Origin of the sequence: Streptomyces sp. NPDC001315, assembly GCF_042896175.1 — a bacterium.
Lineage (GTDB): Bacteria > Actinomycetota > Actinomycetes > Streptomycetales > Streptomycetaceae > Streptomyces.
The window spans coordinates 198,279-214,602 of sequence record NZ_JBIAWZ010000007.1; the positions used below are offsets into that span (position 1 = coordinate 198,279).

The window sequence follows — 16,324 nt, forward strand, 5'->3', positions numbered from 1 at the left end:
GAAGCTTCCCGGCCGCCGCCGTCGTCGGTGTCGTTCGTTTGCCGGCCGGATCAGTCCGCCGTCGGCACCTGCGTGCGCAGCAGCGTGGGCAGCCGGGTCGTCCGGGGCTTCGCCAGGCCCTCCGCGACGGCCTTCGGCAGCGCCTGCTCCACCCCGTGGACCACGGACAGATGGCGGTCCGCGCGGCCGAACGCCGTGTAGATCCAGGGCCTGCTGAGGGCCTGCGCGGCATCGCCGGGCAGCACCACGACCGCTGCGGGCCACCGGCTGCCCACCGCCTGGTGCGCGGTCAGTGCCCACCCGTGCCGCACGGCCTGCTCCACCCGCTCCCTCGGTACGACGACCAGGTCGCCCGCACACGACAGGTGCAACCCTTCGGCGTCAGCCGTCACCACCTGGCCCGGCAGCACCCGCCCCGGCACGGGGGAGTAGGCGATCCGGTCACCGGGGTCGAAGCCGCCGAACCGACCGGGGCCGGGGTTGAGCCGCTCCTTGAGCGCGGCGTTGAGCGCGCGGGTGCCGGCCGCGCCGCCGTGGCCGGGGGTGATCACCACTGTCTGCTCGGCGGGGACGCCGAGGGCACGCGGCACCGAGTCGGCGACGAGCTGCACGGTCCGGTGCACGGCCTCGCCCGCGTCCCGCACCGGCACGATCACGATCTCCTTGCCGGGCGCGTCGACCTGGGTCAGCTCGCCGATGCCGATACCGGAGACCAGCTCGCCGAGCGGACCCGGGTCCGGGGTACGCGAGGCGACCTGCGGACACACGCGGGCGGCGAGCAGATCGGCGAAGACCCGGCCGGGGCCGGCCGACCACAGCACCGCCGGATCACCGCTCAGCACCAGCCGGGCTCCGTCGGGCAGCGACTCCACCACCATCGCGGCGTTCTCCACGTCGAGCTGCGGCGCGTCCAGCAGGACCAGGAGATCGAGGTCCAGGGCCCCTTCGGCGTCCCGCCCGGGTCCCTCGGTGCCGGAGAGGAGCCCGGCGACGGTGACGACGTCGGTACCGGCCTCGGACGTCCCGAGCGTGGCGGCGAGCCTGCGGCGGCCGTCGGCCGTGTGACAGGCCGCGACGGCACGCAGACCCAGGGTCCGGGCCGCGCCGACCAGGGCCGCCGGTTCCGCGCGGGCCGCCTCGCCACCCGTGTGCAGCACCAGGCCGTGCCCGGCGACGGCGCGGATCAGCTCGGCCGCGCTGCCGGTGGCCGAGGCCACGGCCGGCTCCCACTCCGCCGGGGCCTCCTTGGCAAGAGAGTTGACCAGGCGAGCCAGGCCGTCGGCGAGGCTCTCCTCGGCGAGCGCGTACCGCTCCAGACCGACGAGGACACGGACCGGGGGCGCCGCGGCGTCCTCGTCGGCCTCCGCCGTGTCGTCCGGGCGCACGGCCGGAGCGCCTGGTTCGTCCAGCGCGTCCTGGAAGACCAGGGCCTCGCCTTGCGCGATCGCGCTCTGCACGGCCGCCTCCGGATCCGGCACGGCCCGCTGGGCCAGCGCGGCCGTGAGCGCGGGCATCTCCAGGGCGGTGTGCCCGGCCAGGGCCGCCTGCTCCAGGAGCCAGCCGGTGACCGCCCGGCCCCGCCGCTCGTCGTCCGGGCCGCAGTCCGCGCCGAGCAGCGCCCGCGCGAACCCGTCGGCCTGCTCGGGCCGCACGCCCGTGACCCGCAGCAACTGCCACGGATCGGCGCGCAGCCCGTCGTCCGCGCCCTCGCCGAGAACCGTGGCGACCTGCGGCGCCAGCGCCTCGGGCGCGCCGCCGTCGGCGAGCACGCGGCGTACCGCGTCGACGGTCTGCGGAGCGGGACCCGAGGGGATGCCCACGGCTTCGGCGGTCACCGGCTGCGGCCGCCGTGCGGGCTCCGGGGCGGGGCGGCGCAGCGCGGGCTCCGGCTCGCTGAACGCGGCGGCGACGGGCTTCTCCCCGCTCTCCACGGCCCGCACGGCCGCGAGCAGATCGGCGGCCTTCCCGCTCAGCTTCGCCCCACTGTCGATGGGCCCCTTCTTCTCGGCCTTCCGCCGCTCGATCCGCTCCCGCTCCAGCCGCTGCGCCGCGATCTCGGCCTCGGCCTCGGACAACTGGGAGGACGTCTCGGTCTCCCCTTCACCACCTTCGGCTACGGCGCCCTCTTCGGCGGAGTCTCCGCCTTCGGCCGCCGCGCCTCCCGGACCGGCCGCGTCGCCGTCGGTGCCGCCCTCAGCCGTCTCACCGTCGCCGTCGCCGCCCCCGGCGGCCGCCGAAACGCCACGCCCGGTCGCGTCCGTACCGTTCCCCGCCGCGGCCTCGGCGCCGGCTTCCCGGTGCTCCCCGCTGACCGCTGACGCCCCGGGGGTGTCCTGGGCCTCCGGGGTCCCGGTGGTCGGTGCCCCGGCGTCCTCCGTGGTCTCCGGCTCCGGATCGGTGCTCACAGCGTGCTCCAGTCGTGATCGGGATAGCGGTGCACAGGCGCCGACACATCGTCGAGCGCCCGGCAGATCTCGTCAGGAAGACTAAGCGCCTCCACTGACAACGCCGCCGTGAGCTGCTGAGCGTTACGCGCGCCGACGATGGGGGCCGCCACCCCGGGCCGGTCCCGGATCCAGGCGAGGGCGACCTGGAGCGGGGTCACCGCGAGCCCGTCCGCCGCGGTCGTCACGGCGTCGACGATGCGGCTCGCGGTGTCGTCGAGGTAGGGCTCGACAAAGGGAGCCAGATGTTCCGAGGCACCTCGGGAGTCCGGGGGAGTCGAGTGGCGGTATTTGCCGGTGAGGACCCCGCGGCCGAGCGGCGACGACGGCAGCAGCCCTATCCCCAGGTCCAGCGCGGCCGGCAGCACCTCGCGCTCCACGCCCCGCTGGAGCAGCGAGTACTCCAGCTGCGTGCTCGCCAGGCGGGTCCGCGTGCCCGGTGCCGCCAGCTGCCAGGTCCCCGCCTTGGCGAGCTGCCAGCCGCAGAAGTTGGACACGCCGACATAGCGCGCGCGGCCGCTGCTGACCGCCAGGTCGAGCGCCTGGAGGGTCTCCTCCAGCGGGGTGTGCGGGTCGAAGGCGTGGATGTGCCACAGGTCGACGTAGTCCGTGCCGAGGCGGGACAGTGAGGCGTCCAGCGCGGAGAGCAGATGGCCGCGCGAGCCGTCGAAGCGGCGGTCGGGGTCCGGCACGCTGCCGGCCTTGGTCGAGATGACCAGGTCATGGCGTGGTACGAGGCCTTCCATGAGCCGTCCGAGCAGGTACTCGGCCTCCCCGTCGCCGTACACGTCCGCGGTGTCGACGAGGCTGCCGCCCGCCTCCCAGAACGTCTTCAAGAGGTCCGCGGCGTCGTGCTCGTCGGTGTCCCTGCCCCAGGTGAGGGTGCCCAGTCCGATGCGGGACACGCGCAGGCCGGTGCGGCCGAGATGCCTCTGCTCCATGGACGCCGAGATTACTGGCCAGGGGTGGTGCGTGGGTTGCCTGTGGACAACCGATTTCGCGTGGCCGGACCGCAGTTGTCGGCGTTCCGCCGGTCCACCGGCCCGGGCCACGGACCCGCCCGCCCCGCACCGCACCCGCCTCCCTCGCCGGAGGCCCTCGCGCTAAGGTCTCCGCACAAGGGACGTTACTGAGCGGTAAGGGGATCGGGCATGCAGCTCGGGATCAACCTCGGCTACTGGGGCGCCGGGATGGACGCGGACAATCTCGCCGTGGCGAAGGAGGCCGACCGGCTCGGCTACGCCGTCTGCTGGGCCGCCGAGGCCTACGGCTCCGACGCGGCCACCGTGCTCAGCTGGGTCGCCGCCCAGACCGAGCGCATCGACGTGGGCTCGGCCATCTTCCAGATCCCGGCCCGGCAGCCCGCGATGACCGCGATGACCGCGGCGACGCTGGACTCGCTGTCCGGCGGCCGCTTCCGCCTCGGCCTCGGCGTGTCCGGCCCGCAGGTCTCCGAGGGCTGGTACGGCGTCAAGTTCGACAAGCCGCTGGCACGCACGCGTGAGTACGTCGAGATCGTGCGCAAGGCGATGACCCGGGAACGGCTGTCGTACGAGGGCGAGCACTGGACGCTGCCCCTGCCCGGCGGGCCGGGCAAGCCCATCAAGCTCACCGTCCACCCGCAGCGCGAGCACATCCCGCTGTACATCGCCGCCATCGGGCCGAAGAACCTCGAGCAGACCGGTGAGATCGCCGACGGCGCTCTGCTGATCTTCCCCTCGGCCGACCACCTCGAGGACACCGCGATCACCTATCTGCGCGCCGGGCGCGAGAAGGCCGGCAAGAGCCTCGACGGGTTCGACGTCTGCCCGACCCTCCCGCTCGCCGTCGGGGACGACAAGGACGTGGCCCGGCTCGCCGACACCTTCCGTCCGTACACCGCGCTCTACGTCGGTGGCATGGGCAGCCCCAAGCAGAACTTCTACAACCAGCTCGCCCGGCGCATGGGATACGAGAAGGCCGCCGCCGAGATCCAGGAGAAGTACCTGTCCGGCGACAAGCAGGGCGCCGCGGCCGCCGTTCCGCAGGAGCTGATCGACCAGACCACATTGCTCGGTTCGGTGGACCGGATCGCGGACCGGATGAAGGCCTACGCGGCGGCCGGCGTCACCACCCTGAGCCTCGCCCCCGCCGGTTTCACGCTGGACGAGCGGCTCGCCTCGCTCCGTGCCGGCACCGAGGCCCTGGAACGCGCGGGGCTGGCGTAGTCCCGGACACATCAGCCACGTCGGCGGGACAAGGGAGAGATTTTCTACGGCCGTGGTGGGGGCTCGGGGGTCTTCCCCGCCACGGCCGTCACGCAGAACAACGCGCCCGGGCCCGCCCGGTTACGCCTCCACCGTGACCCCGGTGGTCCTACTTTCGGCGGAGTCGTCCGACACAGCTGTTGCACCACCTCTCGCGCCGCATTTGACTCGTAGTCCGGCAGAGAGGTGCGCACGATGCTTTCGGCCAAGAGTCTGTTCCAGGAGATCCTCGACGACGACGAGTCCTTCCGGCTCTTCTGCTCCATCGCGGCCAGCGGAGAGGCGCAGGGCGGCTGGGAGAACGCCCGGATCGCCGCGCTCGTCCCGGAGAGCGAACGCGAACTGGCCCCCAAGATCACCCGCCATGGCGCCGACGAGGACAAGCACGGGCGGATCTTCAACGCCCTGATCAGGAAGCGGGGCCTCGAACCCGTCCCCGTACCACCCGACACCGACTACACGATGCTCCTGGAGAAGCACGGCATCGGCCTCGCCCACGAGAAGCTCAGGAGCGACCGGCCACTGACCGTCCGGGACATCGTCACCTACCTCGCCCACAGCCGGGTCACCGAACAGCGCGCCTCCGAGCAGATGGAGCTGCTGCGCAAGCACTTCGCCGACCACCCCGACGTCGGCCGTGCGGTGAAGGTGATCTCCAACGACGAGAACAACCACCTCGCCTACTGCCACGAGGAACTGCTCCGCTTCGCCCACGTCGGGCACGGCCGTGCCATCCAGAAGACACTGCGCGAATGCGCGCTGGCCGAGATCCGCATCTACCGTGACGTCAGCCTCGCCGTCATGGCCCACATGGGACGCATCCTCGACTGGCCGAAGGCCAAGTCCGCGGTGCTCGCGGCCGTCATCCACGCCGTGTACGCCTGGGAACGCTTCGCCGGCTGGCGGCGGATGGTGTCCCTGGAGATGCCCCAGCGGCGCAACGCGCTGGGCGGCCCCGCCGCGCCCGCACCCGAATACGCCTGAAGTCAGGAGCACGAAGCCGGAAAACTACAGCCAGCCCTGCCGCTTGAACGCCCGGTACAACAGCACCTCGAGGACGGCCATCACCGCGATCACCGCCGGGTACGACCAGATCCAGTGCAGCTCCGGCATGTGGTCGAAGTTCATGCCGTAGATTCCCGCGATCATCGTGGGGACGGCGGCCATGGCCGCCCATGCGGAGATCTTCCGCATGTCGTCGTTCTGCCGTACGCCCGTCTGGGCCAGGTGCGCCGAGAGGACGTCCGAGACCAGCCGGTCCAGGCCGTCCACCGACTCGTTCACACGCGTGAGGTGGTCGTTGACGTCGCGGAAGAAGGGCCGCGCCTCGTCCTTCACGAACGGCACCGACCCGCCGAACTGCCCGGTGCCCGCGAGCCTGGTCAGCGGCGGGGCCAGCGGGCCGGTCGCCCGCCGGAACTCCAGGATTTGCCGCTTGAAGGTGTAGATGCGGGACGCGGTGTACCGCGAGCCGCCGCCGTCCGGCGAGAAGACCTCCGCCTCCAACTCCTCCAGGTCGGTCTGGAGCTCGGTCGCCACGTCCAGGTAGTGGTCGACGACGGCGTCGGCGATCGCGTACAGCACAGCCGTGGGGCCCTTGCCGAGCGTCTCCGGCTCCTGTTCCAGCCGGTGCCGTACGGCGGCCAGCGGTGAGCCCTCGCCGTGCCGGACGGTCACCACGAAGGCGTCCCCGAGGAAGATCATGATCTCGCCGGTGGAGACGGCGTCGCTCTCCGGCTCGTAGACAACCGGTTTGAGCACCAGGAACAGCGAGTCGTCGTACACCTCGAGCTTGGGACGCTGGTGGGCCTTCAGGGCGTCCTCGACCGCCAGTGGGTGCAGCCCGAACTCCTGGGTGACCAGGCCGAACTCGTTCTCCGACGGCTCGTGCAGTCCGATCCAGACGAACCCGCCCGCCGCGCGTGCCTCGTCCAGGGCGTCGGAGAGGTCCGCGGGGCCCTCGGTACGGTGTCCGTCGCGGTAGACGGCGCAGTCGACGATCACGGAGCGCATTCTCCATCCGCCCGGCCCTCTGCGCACCCCCGGGTGCGCCTACGCTGGGCCGCATGCCCACGTTGATCCTCGTCCGGCACGGACGTTCCACCGCCAACACCGAGGGACTGCTCGCCGGCTGGACGCCTGGCGTCGCCCTCGACGAGCGCGGGGCCGCGCAGGCCGCCGCACTGCCCGTGCGGCTCGCCGAGCTCCCGATCGCCGAGGTCGTCACCAGCCCGCTGCAGCGCTGCCAGGAGACGCTCCAGCCGCTGCTCGCCGCGCGCCCCGGACTGCGGGCGCACACCGACGAGCGGATAGGGGAGTGCCACTACGGCGACTGGTCCGGGCGCAAACTCGCCGAGCTGAAGGACGAACCCCTGATGGAGGTCGTCCAGGCGCACCCGTCCGCGGCGGCCTTCCCCGGCGGCGAGTCCATGCGGGCCATGCAGACCCGGGCCGCCGAGGCGGTGCGCGAGTGGAACGCGCGCGTGGAGCGCGATCACGGCGCCGATGCCGTGTACCTCATGTGTTCGCACGGCGACATCATCAAGTCGCTCGTGGCGGACGCCCTCGGACTTCATCTCGACCTTTTCCAGAGGATCTCCGTCGAACCGTGTTCGATCACCGCGATCCGCTACACACGGCTGCGGCCCTTTCTCGTGCGTCTCGGGGACACGGGTGATTTCGCCTCCCTGGCGCCGCGCGAGGAACCTCCCGGGGACGAAGCCCCGGTCGGGGGCGGCGCGGGCGCACCGTGATCGTCGGCCGCAGTAGGGTGAAGCGGTTCATACAGTCGCGTTCACGCATGGACGTTCACGCACTCACGATTCCAATGGAGACAGGACGTGTCCCGTCAGGTGTACCTCTACGACCCGCCGGAGCGCTTCGTGGCCGGCACGGTCGGACTGCCCGGGCGCCGTACCTTCTTCCTCCAGGCCGCCGCCGGCTCCCGGGTGACCAGCGTGGCCCTGGAGAAGACGCAGGTCGCCGCGCTCGCCGAGCGCATGGACGAACTGCTCGACGAGGTCGTACGCCGTAGCGGCGGCAGCGCTGCCGTGCCCGCCATGGCGCCCACCGAGATCTCCGACACCGGCCCCCTCGCCACACCGGTCGAGGAGGAGTTCCGGGTCGGCACCATGGCGCTGGCCTGGGACGGCGAGGAGCAGCGCATGATCGTCGAGGCGCAGGCCCTCGTGGAGCTCGACGCGGAGACCGACGAGGACCTCGCCGAGGCCGAGGAACGGCTGCTCCAGGACGAGGAGAACGGGCCCCCGATGCTGCGGGTCCGGCTGACCGGCGCGCAGGCCCGGGCCTTCGCCAAGCGCGCCCTGGACGTCGTCAACGCCGGCCGGCCGCCCTGTCCGCTGTGCAGCCTGCCGCTCGACCCGGAAGGACACGTATGCCCGCGCCAGAACGGATACCGCCGCGGAGCGTGACGACCGACGTGACGCCCGCCGAGCTGCTCGCTCGGGGCGAGCTGACCGTGCGCGGGCGCATCCGCGAGGCGTCCAACGCGGCGCTGTACTGCACGGTGACGTACGACGGTCACGAGGCGGCCTGCATCTACAAACCCGTCGCCGGGGAGCGCCCCCTGTGGGACTTCCCCGACGGCACGCTCGCCGAGCGTGAGGTGGCGGCGTACGAGGTCTCCGAGGCGACCGGCTGGGGGCTCGTGCCGCCCACCGTGCTGCGCGACGGACCGTACGGCGAGGGGATGTGCCAGCTGTGGATCGAGGCGCTCCCGGACGCCGAGCTGCTCGCCCTGGTGGACGACGAGGAGCCCGGGCCCGGCTGGAAGGCGATCGGCTTCGCCGAGGTCGGTGAGGGGAAGACGGCGCTGCTGGTGCACGCCGACGACGAACGGCTGCGCCGGCTTGCCGTCCTCGACGCGGTGATCAACAACGCCGATCGCAAGGGCGGCCATCTGCTGCCCGCCGCGGAGGAGCGTCTCTACGGCATCGACCACGGGGTCACCTTCAACGCCGAGAACAAGCTGCGGACGCTGCTGTGGGGATGGGCGGGGGAGCCGCTGACCGGGGAGGCCGTCGAGGCGCTCAAGGGGCTCAGAGGGGCCCTGGAGCCGGACGGGGCCCTCGCGGTCCGGCTCGCCGGGCTGATCACCGCCGCCGAGATCGACGCCACGCGCGCGCGAGTCGACGCCCTGCTGGAGTCCGGGACACATCCGGAACCGAGCGGGGAGTGGCCCGCCATTCCGTGGCCGCCGGTGTGAAAGGGCCCCGCCGGGCCTGAAAGTGCCCTGCAGCACACCGGCCGGTGTCTCGCAAGAGCGCCTTCCCGGCCATCTGGCCTGCTCCGGTTCGTATCCGGAACTTCAGTCCGGTTACGCTCATGGCATGCATGCCTGGCCCGCTTCCGAGGTCCCCGCCCTGCCTGGTCAGGGCCGCGACCTGAGGATCCACGACACCGCGACCGGCGGCTTGGTTCCCCTTGTCCCCGGTCCCGTCGCCCGCATCTACGTCTGCGGCATCACGCCGTACGACGCGACCCACATGGGTCACGCGGCGACCTACAACGCGTTCGACCTCGTGCAGCGCGTGTGGCTCGACACCAAGCGGCAGGTTCACTACGTCCAGAACGTCACCGACGTCGACGATCCGCTCCTGGAGCGCGCGGAGCGGGACGGCGTCGACTGGGTCGCCCTCGCCGAGAAGGAGACCGCCCTCTTCCGCGAGGACATGACCGCGCTTCGGATGCTGCCGCCGGAGCACTACATAGGCGCGGTCGAGGCGATACCCGGCATCGTGCCGCTCGTCGAGCGGCTGCGCGATCTGGGCGCCGCCTACGAACTCGAGGGTGACGTCTACTTCTCCATCGAGTCCGACCCGAACTTCGGCAAGGTCTCGGGCCTCGACGCCGCGGCCATGAGGCTGCTGTCCGCCGAGCGCGGCGGCGACCCCGACCGCTCCGGCAAGAAGAACCCGCTCGACCCCATGCTCTGGATGGCCGCCCGCGAGGGCGAGCCCAGCTGGGACGGCGGTTCGCTCGGGCGCGGGCGGCCCGGCTGGCACATCGAGTGCGTCGCCATCGCCCTCGACCACCTCGGTATGGGCTTCGACGTCCAGGGCGGCGGCTCCGACCTCGCCTTCCCGCACCACGAGATGGGCGCCTCGCACGCCCAGGTGCTGACCGGCGAGTTCCCCATGGCCAAGGCGTACGTCCACGCCGGCATGGTCGCCCTGGACGGCGAGAAGATGTCCAAGTCCAAGGGCAACCTCGTCTTCGTCTCGCAGCTGCGGCGCGACGGCGTCGACCCGGCCGCCATCCGCCTCGCCCTGCTCGCCCACCACTACCGCTCCGACTGGGAGTGGACCGACCAGGTGCTGCGGGACGCCGAGGCACGGCTCGGCCGCTGGCGCGCGGCCGTCTCCCGCCCCGACGGGCCGCCCGCGGAGGCGCTCGTCGAGGAGATCCGCGAGGCCCTCGCGAACGACCTCGACGCTCCCGCCGCGCTCACGGCCGTGGACTGCTGGGCCGCCGCACAGCAGGAGCTGGGCGGTACGGACATCGGGGCCCCCGGCGTCGTGTCGCGGGCCGTGGACGCGCTGCTGGGCGTGGCCCTGTAGCGAGCGCGGACGCACGAGAGGGGCGCTTCCTCCCCGCGGGGGAAGCGCCTTCCGGCGCCGGAGCACCGACCCGGACTTCGACGTGCCGACCACGGTGGCGGCGTACCGGGACAGGCTCTGTCTGCCCGACGCGCGGTTCACGACCACGCCGGCACCCGACATGACGTACACGGTGGTCGTCGTACCCGCTTGACGGAAAGGGGCGGTGCGCCCGAGGCGCACCGCCCGCTCAGTCCTCCGACGAATCCTCGTCGTCCGTGCTCGGTTTCGGCGGTTTCGGCGGCCGGGTCCGCTCGCTGGGGTTGTCGCGCAGGTACGGCGTGCTGTCGCTGCCGTCCGCCGTGGCGTGCCCGCCAGGCGGGCCGCCTCCGTCCCGGCGCCGCAGATACCGCTCGAACTCGCGGGCGATCGCCTCGCCCGACGCCTCCGGCAGCTCCGCGGTGTCCCGGGCCTCCTCCAGCGTCTGCACGTATTCGGCGACCTCGCTGTCCTCCGCGGCCAGCTGGTCCACGCCCACCTGCCAGGCGCGCGCGTCCTCGGGCAGCTCGCCCAGCGGGATGCGCACGTCGATCAGGTCCTCCAGGCGGTTGAGGAGGGCCAGCGTGGCCTTCGGGTTCGGCGGCTGCGACACGTAGTGAGGCACCGCCGCCCACAGCGACACGGCAGGTACGCCGGCGTGCGTGCACGCCTCCTGGAGGACGCCGACGATGCCAGTGGGGCCCTCGTACTTGGTCTCCTCCAGGTCCATGCGCTGTGCCAGGTCCGAGTCGGACGTGGTCCCGCTGATCGGGACCGGACGCGTGTGCGGGGTGTCACCGAGCAGGGCGCCCAGGATCACCACCAGCTCCACGCCCAGCTCGTGCGCGAAGCCGAGCAGCTCGTTGCAGAACGAACGCCAGCGCATGGACGGTTCGATACCGCGGACCAGCACCAGGTCGCGCGGCTTCTCGCCGCCGATCCGGACCACCGACAACCTTGTCGTCGGCCAAGTGATCTTGCGGACACCGGCGTCCATCCACACCGTGGGGCGGTTCACCTGGAAGTCGTAGTAGTCCTCGGCGTCGAGCGCCGCGAACACCTCGCCCTTCCACTCCCGCTCCAGATGCGCGACCGCGGTGGAGGCGGCGTCGCCGGCATCGTTCCAGCCCTCGAACGCGGCCACCATGACCGGGTCGATCAGCTCGGGAACCCCCTCGAGCTCGATCACCCAGCGCCTCCTTCCGACGTGCCCTCGCGTACGCCCCAACCTTACGGCGTGCGGCGGGGGCGCCCGCAGCCCCCTTGCACGGGGGAGTGAACGGATCACTGCCCCGTTCGCCACCCCCGAACACCCCCCGACCGGCGCGGGCGGCCCCGGGCCTGCGCCGGTCGGTTCACAGGGAATTCACAGAGTGCTGCGCAGCCACTGTTCCACGCTCGCGATGTGCACGGTCGCCCAGGAGCGCGCCGCCTCCGCGTCCCGGTCGCGCAGCGCGGCCAGGATCGCCCGGTGCTCGCGCAGGGTGCGGCCGACCGCGTCCTCCTGGGTCAGCCCGCGCCAGATCCGGGCCCGGGTGGTGGGCCCGGACAGGCCGTCGAGCAGGGAGCACAGCACCGAGTTGCCGGCGCTCTGCACGATGGCCCGGTGGAACTCCAGGTCGCAGGCGACGAGTTCCTCCACCGAGGGGGCCGCGCCGAGCGCGTCCAACTGGGCCGCCATGGCGTCCAGTTGCTGCTCGCTGATCCTCAGGGCCGCCATCGCGGTGGCGGCCGGCTCCAGGATGCGGCGCACGGAAAGGAACTCCAGCACCGTGTCGTCGCGATGGAAGTCGACGACGAAGCTCATCGCCTCGAGCAGCAGCTGCGGGTCCAGGCTCGTCACATACGTGCCGTCGCCCTGCCGCACGTCCAGGATCCGGATCAGCGACAGGGCGCGGACCGCCTCGCGCAGGGAGTTGCGGGACAATCCCAGTTCGGAGGCGAGTTCGCTCTCCTTGGGCAGGCGGTCACCCGGGCGCAGCGCACCGGAGACGATCATGCCCTTGATCTTCTCGATCGCCTCATCGGTGACTGCCATGACGGTCCTCCAGTCGCTCAGACATCCGATGTCTCAGCCACATTATGGAGGCTTGATCAGACAAGCGCGGCCAAGTCGTCGATCACGGCCCGTTCGTCCAGCGTGGTGAGTGCCCGGTCACGCATCAGCACCCGCCCGTCGACCACCGTGTCCCGCACGTCCGCCGAGTGCGCCGCGTAAGCGAGCGTCGACCACGGGTCGTGCGCCGGACGCAGGTGCGGCGCGTCCAGGTCGAGGACGATCAGGTCGGCCCGCTTGCCCGGCTCCAGCGAGCCCAGGTGCTCGCCGAGTCCGAGCGCCCGCGCCCCCTCGATCGTCGCCATGCGTACGGCCTGCTCGGCGCCGACCGCCGTCGGGTCGCCGCCGGCCTTGTGCACCAGCGCCGCCTGCCGCACCGCGCCCAGCACGTCCAGCGAGTTGGAGCTGACGGCCCCGTCCGTGCCGAGCCCCACGGTCACACCCGCGCCCAGCATCCGTGCCACCGGTGCGATCCCGCAGCCCAGCTTCAGGTTCGACACCGGACAGTGCGCGACCGACGTGCCCGTGCGGGCCAGCGCCGCGATCTCCGGCCCGGTGAGGTCCACGGCGTGCGCGAGCAGCACGTCGGGGCCGAGCAGACCCAGCGAGTCCAGCAGCTCCACCGGCCGCCTGCCGTGCCGCACCTCGACGGTGGCGACCTCGGTCGCGTTCTCGGCCGCGTGGATGTGCACCAGTGCCCCGAACTCCCGCGCCAGGGCGAACACTTCGGTCAGCTGCCCGGGGGAGAGGGTGTACGTGGAGTGGGCGAAGAGGACGGGACGGCTGCCCGGCCGCAGTGATCGCGCCGTCAGGTCCCGCCGCGCCCACTCCAGCCGGTCCTCGTACGCCATGCCGTCGGGCGGCTGCGGTACGTCCATGAAGGTGGGTCCGGTGTGCAGCCGCCAGCCCGCCTGACGCGCGACCTGCTCGGCCGCCTCGTGGAACCAGTACATGTCGAGCGCCGAGGTCACCCCGGCCCGTACGCTCTCGGCCACCGCGAGCCGTACCGCCGCCGCCACGTTCTTCGGCGACAGCAGCTCGGCCTCCCACTTCAGCACCCGCTCCAGGAAGCCCTGGAGGGTGACGTCGTCGGCGCGGCCGCGCAGCAGGGTCATCGCGAGGTGGGTGTGCGCGTTGACGAGCCCGGGCAGCACCAGGCAGCCGTGCGTGTCGATCTCCTCGTCCGCCGTGTGGCGCGCCCTCAGGTCCGCGGCCGGGCCGACGGCGAGGATCTCCCCGTCGTGGACGGCGACCGCCCCGTCCCGTACGACGGTTCCGGCGTCGTCCACCGTCAGGACGTCACCGCCGTGCACCAGCAGGTCGATGCTCACGCCTGCTCCTCCCGCGCCAGCAGCCGCAGCGCCTCCAGCGAGACGACCGCGCCCCGCTCGACGCCGGCCGCGACGACCTCCCGGTGCGGGTCGTATCCGCCGGTGGCCGCCTCGTCGACGAGCTCGTCGGCGTTCGCCCCGTCGACGACGAGGACGCCGCCCGCGACCAGCCCGCGCAGCGAGGCCGTCACCAGCAGCGCGGACAGCTCCATCTCGATGGCGGCGAGCCCGGCACCGTCGTAGGAGAACAGGGGGATCAGCCCCGGCTGGAACGCGGCCCGCGTCCACACGATGCCCCGGTGGTGCGGGGCACCGGCCGCGTGCGCCGCGCGCTGCAGAGCGAGCACCGCCTCCGGTGCCGAGACCGCCGGGTACTCCGGCGGCAGCAGCTGGTGGGTCACCCCGTCGTCCCGTACGGCCGCCTCGGCGATGACGAGGTCGCCGTCCCCGATCCCGGGTTTCATCGCGCCCGCCGTGCCGAACCGCAGGAAGGTCCGCACGCCCGCGTCCGCGAGCTCCTGGAACAGCAGGATCGCCCCCGGCGCACCGACCCCGTGCGAGGCCACGACGACCGGCAGGCCCTTCCAGCTCCCGCTGAACACCCGGTATTCGCGGTGGTACGACACCTCCTCGGCGCCGTCGAGCAGCGCGGCGACGGCCGCGGCGCGCGCCGGGTCGCCGACGACCAGCGCGTGCGCCGGCAGCCCGGTGCGGGGGATACGGGTGACGGGCAGCAGGTCCTGGGTCATGAGACGGCTCCGGTGGGGCGGGTACGGCGACGGCGGCGGGCCGTCGTGAGGAAGAGGGCGCCGAGCGTGACGACGTACGGCGCGGCGTCGGTCGCCTGCTGCGGCAGGCCGAGGCCCTGGAGGCGGAAGCCGGCCGCCTCGGCGAGGCCGAACAGCAGCGCGGCGAGCAGCACACCGAACGGCAGCGCCCGGCCCAGCATGACCGCGACGACGGCGATCCAGCCACGGCCCGCCGTCATGTTCTCGGAGAACAGGGTGACGTTGCCCAGGGCGAGCTGGGCCCCGGCGACCCCGCACAGCACCCCGGAGACGAGCACGGCCGCGTACTTGTACTTCGCCGGGCTCACCCCGAGCGTCGCTGCCGCGTCCGGCGCCTCGCCGACCCCGCGCAGCCGCAGCCCCCACACATGCCGCGAGAGCATCAACGCGGCCACCGCGACGGCGGCCCACGCCAGGTACGCCAGGGGCGTGAAGCCACCGATCAGCGGAAGCCCGGCGAGTGACGGATCGTCGAAAGTGCCCTGCACACCGAAGACCGTACGCAGCAGGAAGCTGGTCAGGCCAACCGCCAGGAGGTTCATGGCGATGCCCAGCACCACCGCGTCCCCGCGCAGGGTCACCGCGCCGACGGCCAGGATCAGCGAGTACGCGGCCGACGCGAGCGCCGCCGCCAGCACGCCGAGCCACGGGCTGCCGGTGAACCAGCAGGCGGCCACCGAGGTGAAGCAGCCCAGCAGCATCATGCCTTCGAGGCCGATGTTGAACACGCCCGCCCGCTCGCACAGGGCACCGCCGAGCGCGGCCAGCAGGATCGGGGTCAGCGCGCGCAGCGCCGACATCAGCAGATCGGAGTCGAGGAACATCACAGGGCCTCCTTCCGCTTGAACCACCGACTAGGGAAGCGCAGCCGGGCCGCCAGGAACACGATCACGATGGCCTGGAGCACCTGGGTCAGCTCGCGCGGCACCTCGGTCGTCCGCTCCATCGCGAGCCCGCCGACCTGGAGGACGGCGAAGAAGAACGAGGCGATCAGCGTGCCCAGCGGGGCCGCGGTGGCCAGCAGCGCGGCCGTCAGACCGGTCCAGGTGTAGCCCGGCGCGGTGAGTGAGCCGTCGACGAAGCGGTACGGGAAGCTCAGCACGCCGATGGCGCCGACGAGTCCGGCGAGCGCGCCCGAGACCGACATCAACTTCAGCGTCAGGCCCCGGCGTTCGACACCCGCGTACGCGGAGAAACGCGAGTTGAGCCCGGTCATGCGGATCTCGTAGCCGAAAGCGGTGCGCCGGTCGGTGAACCAGTAAGCGGCCGCCGCCAGCACGACGAGCAGCAGGCCCACCGTCACGGTCGAGTCGCCGAACGCGGGCAGTGCCACCCCGTCCGGGAGCGACCGGGTCTGCGGCAGGCTGGAACCGGGCTCCTTGAGCGGGTACCGGGCCAGGTACGAGGCCAGCGAGACCGCCGGGTAGCTCAGCAGCAGGCTGCTGACCAGCAGCGGGACACCGAGACGGTTCTCGCACAGCGCGGCCAGCACCGCGTAGCCGGCGCCCGCCGCCATACCGGCGAGCAGGGCGAGCACCACGGTCAGCGGGGCGGGCAGCGGGGCGTAGAGACCGGTCACGGCAGCGGTGATGCCGCCGAGGACCATCTGTCCGTCGCCACCGAGGTTGATCAGCCCGGCCCGCAGTGGGATCGCCAGCGCGAGCGCCATGCCCAGCACGCTGGTGCCGGTCGTCAGGGTCGATCCGATGCCGTCGCCGCCGAGTGAGCCGGTGAGGACGGCGCCGTACGCCGAGACCGGGTCGGCTCCCGTCCCGACGAGGAACAGCGCGCCGATGACGACACCGGCCAGCACGGAGAAGGTGATGGGGGAGCGCAGGGCTCCCGATATGCGGTCGTTCATG

At 72.5% G+C, this 16,324-nt stretch carries 15 protein-coding genes; 6 read left to right on the forward strand and 9 right to left on the reverse strand.

All coding sequences use genetic code 11. The features are described from left to right. Positions 1 to 50: 50 nt before the first annotated feature. Both ACFY16_RS21630 and ACFY16_RS21635 read right to left on the reverse strand, forming a co-directional pair. Positions 51 to 2,405: a helix-hairpin-helix domain-containing protein gene (locus ACFY16_RS21630; RefSeq protein ID WP_390648769.1), complete on the reverse strand. Its 2,355-nt coding sequence runs from the start codon at positions 2,403 to 2,405 to the stop codon at positions 51 to 53. Then, positions 2,402 to 3,385 (reverse strand): aldo/keto reductase, encoded by a 984-nt coding sequence (locus ACFY16_RS21635; RefSeq protein WP_390648770.1) that lies wholly within the window; start codon positions 3,383 to 3,385, stop codon positions 2,402 to 2,404. Before ACFY16_RS21635 ends, ACFY16_RS21630 begins: the two co-directional genes overlap by 4 nt. A 210-nt stretch (positions 3,386 to 3,595) precedes the next feature. On the opposite strand from ACFY16_RS21635, the gene ACFY16_RS21640 reads away from it, so the two are divergent. Both ACFY16_RS21640 and ACFY16_RS21645 read left to right on the forward strand, forming a co-directional pair. After that, a complete protein-coding gene (locus ACFY16_RS21640) occupies positions 3,596 to 4,651 on the forward strand; it encodes an LLM class F420-dependent oxidoreductase (RefSeq protein WP_351144071.1) in 1,056 nt (351 codons plus the stop codon). Positions 4,652 to 4,885: 234 nt separating this feature from the next. Next, a complete protein-coding gene (locus ACFY16_RS21645) occupies positions 4,886 to 5,674 on the forward strand; it encodes a ferritin-like domain-containing protein (RefSeq protein WP_390648771.1) in 789 nt (262 codons plus the stop codon). 24 nt (positions 5,675 to 5,698) lie between these two features. Here ACFY16_RS21645 and corA read toward each other — a convergent pair whose 3' ends face one another. Beyond that, on the reverse strand, positions 5,699 to 6,694 hold the full coding sequence (gene corA, locus ACFY16_RS21650; protein ID WP_390648956.1) for a magnesium/cobalt transporter CorA: 996 nt from the start codon (positions 6,692 to 6,694) through the stop codon (positions 5,699 to 5,701). A 62-nt stretch (positions 6,695 to 6,756) separates the two neighbouring features. Here corA and ACFY16_RS21655 point away from each other — a divergent pair, with 62 nt between their 5' ends. From ACFY16_RS21655 to mshC, 4 genes are all read left to right on the forward strand, one after another. Next, positions 6,757 to 7,443, forward strand: a complete 687-nt coding sequence (locus tag ACFY16_RS21655; RefSeq protein ID WP_390648772.1) for a histidine phosphatase family protein — start codon at positions 6,757 to 6,759, stop codon at positions 7,441 to 7,443. 87 nt (positions 7,444 to 7,530) lie between these two features. Continuing rightward, positions 7,531 to 8,121 carry a DUF3090 domain-containing protein gene (locus tag ACFY16_RS21660; protein WP_390648773.1) on the forward strand — a complete coding sequence of 197 codons (591 nt, stop codon included), beginning with the start codon at positions 7,531 to 7,533 and terminating at the stop codon, positions 8,119 to 8,121. Next, the gene (locus tag ACFY16_RS21665; protein ID WP_390648774.1) at positions 8,085 to 8,915 is read left to right on the forward strand and encodes an SCO1664 family protein; all 831 of its coding nucleotides are present in this window, start codon (positions 8,085 to 8,087) and stop codon (positions 8,913 to 8,915) included. Before ACFY16_RS21660 ends, ACFY16_RS21665 begins: the two co-directional genes overlap by 37 nt. Before the next feature lie 124 nt (positions 8,916 to 9,039). Next, a complete protein-coding gene (gene mshC, locus ACFY16_RS21670; protein WP_390648775.1) occupies positions 9,040 to 10,269 on the forward strand; it encodes a cysteine--1-D-myo-inosityl 2-amino-2-deoxy-alpha-D-glucopyranoside ligase in 1,230 nt (409 codons plus the stop codon). Between the two features lie 229 nt (positions 10,270 to 10,498). Here the strand turns inward: mshC and ACFY16_RS21675 are convergent, their stop codons facing one another. From ACFY16_RS21675 to ACFY16_RS21700, 6 genes are all read right to left on the reverse strand, one after another. Next, a complete protein-coding gene (locus ACFY16_RS21675; RefSeq protein WP_390648776.1) occupies positions 10,499 to 11,476 on the reverse strand; it encodes a PAC2 family protein in 978 nt (325 codons plus the stop codon). Between the two features lie 177 nt (positions 11,477 to 11,653). Next, on the reverse strand, positions 11,654 to 12,325 hold the full coding sequence (locus tag ACFY16_RS21680) for a FadR/GntR family transcriptional regulator (RefSeq protein WP_390648777.1): 672 nt from the start codon (positions 12,323 to 12,325) through the stop codon (positions 11,654 to 11,656). Between the two features lie 56 nt (positions 12,326 to 12,381). Then, positions 12,382 to 13,674: an amidohydrolase gene (locus tag ACFY16_RS21685; protein ID WP_390648778.1), complete on the reverse strand. Its 1,293-nt coding sequence runs from the start codon at positions 13,672 to 13,674 to the stop codon at positions 12,382 to 12,384. Continuing rightward, positions 13,671 to 14,423, reverse strand: coding sequence for a purine-nucleoside phosphorylase (locus ACFY16_RS21690; RefSeq protein ID WP_390648779.1), 753 nt, complete (start codon positions 14,421 to 14,423; stop codon positions 13,671 to 13,673). The genes ACFY16_RS21685 and ACFY16_RS21690 overlap by 4 nt, the downstream gene beginning before the upstream one ends. Then, complete coding sequence (locus ACFY16_RS21695) at positions 14,420 to 15,286, reverse strand: ABC transporter permease (RefSeq protein ID WP_390648780.1); 867 nt, start codon at positions 15,284 to 15,286, stop codon at positions 14,420 to 14,422. Before ACFY16_RS21695 ends, ACFY16_RS21690 begins: the two co-directional genes overlap by 4 nt. Next, on the reverse strand, positions 15,286 to 16,323 hold the full coding sequence (locus ACFY16_RS21700; RefSeq protein ID WP_390648781.1) for an ABC transporter permease: 1,038 nt from the start codon (positions 16,321 to 16,323) through the stop codon (positions 15,286 to 15,288). Before ACFY16_RS21700 ends, ACFY16_RS21695 begins: the two co-directional genes overlap by 1 nt. Position 16,324 lies beyond the last annotated feature (1 nt).

Bases quoted from the DNA above. Each gene is read 5' to 3' on its own strand.
- ACFY16_RS21690 (WP_390648779.1), bottom strand. From the start codon at position 14,423: ATGACCCAGGACCTGCTGCCCGTCACCCGTATCCCCCGCACCGGGCTG.
- ACFY16_RS21655 (WP_390648772.1), top strand. From the start codon at position 6,757: ATGCCCACGTTGATCCTCGTCCGGCACGGACGTTCCACCGCCAACACC.
- ACFY16_RS21695 (WP_390648780.1), bottom strand. From the start codon at position 15,286: ATGTTCCTCGACTCCGATCTGCTGATGTCGGCGCTGCGCGCGCTGACC.
- ACFY16_RS21680 (WP_390648777.1), bottom strand. From the start codon at position 12,325: ATGGCAGTCACCGATGAGGCGATCGAGAAGATCAAGGGCATGATCGTC.
- ACFY16_RS21635 (WP_390648770.1), bottom strand. From the start codon at position 3,385: ATGGAGCAGAGGCATCTCGGCCGCACCGGCCTGCGCGTGTCCCGCATC.
- ACFY16_RS21645 (WP_390648771.1), top strand. From the start codon at position 4,886: ATGCTTTCGGCCAAGAGTCTGTTCCAGGAGATCCTCGACGACGACGAG.
- ACFY16_RS21700 (WP_390648781.1), bottom strand. From the start codon at position 16,323: ATGAACGACCGCATATCGGGAGCCCTGCGCTCCCCCATCACCTTCTCC.
- mshC (WP_390648775.1), top strand. From the start codon at position 9,040: ATGCATGCCTGGCCCGCTTCCGAGGTCCCCGCCCTGCCTGGTCAGGGC.
- ACFY16_RS21665 (WP_390648774.1), top strand. From the start codon at position 8,085: ATGCCCGCGCCAGAACGGATACCGCCGCGGAGCGTGACGACCGACGTG.
- ACFY16_RS21640 (WP_351144071.1), top strand. From the start codon at position 3,596: ATGCAGCTCGGGATCAACCTCGGCTACTGGGGCGCCGGGATGGACGCG.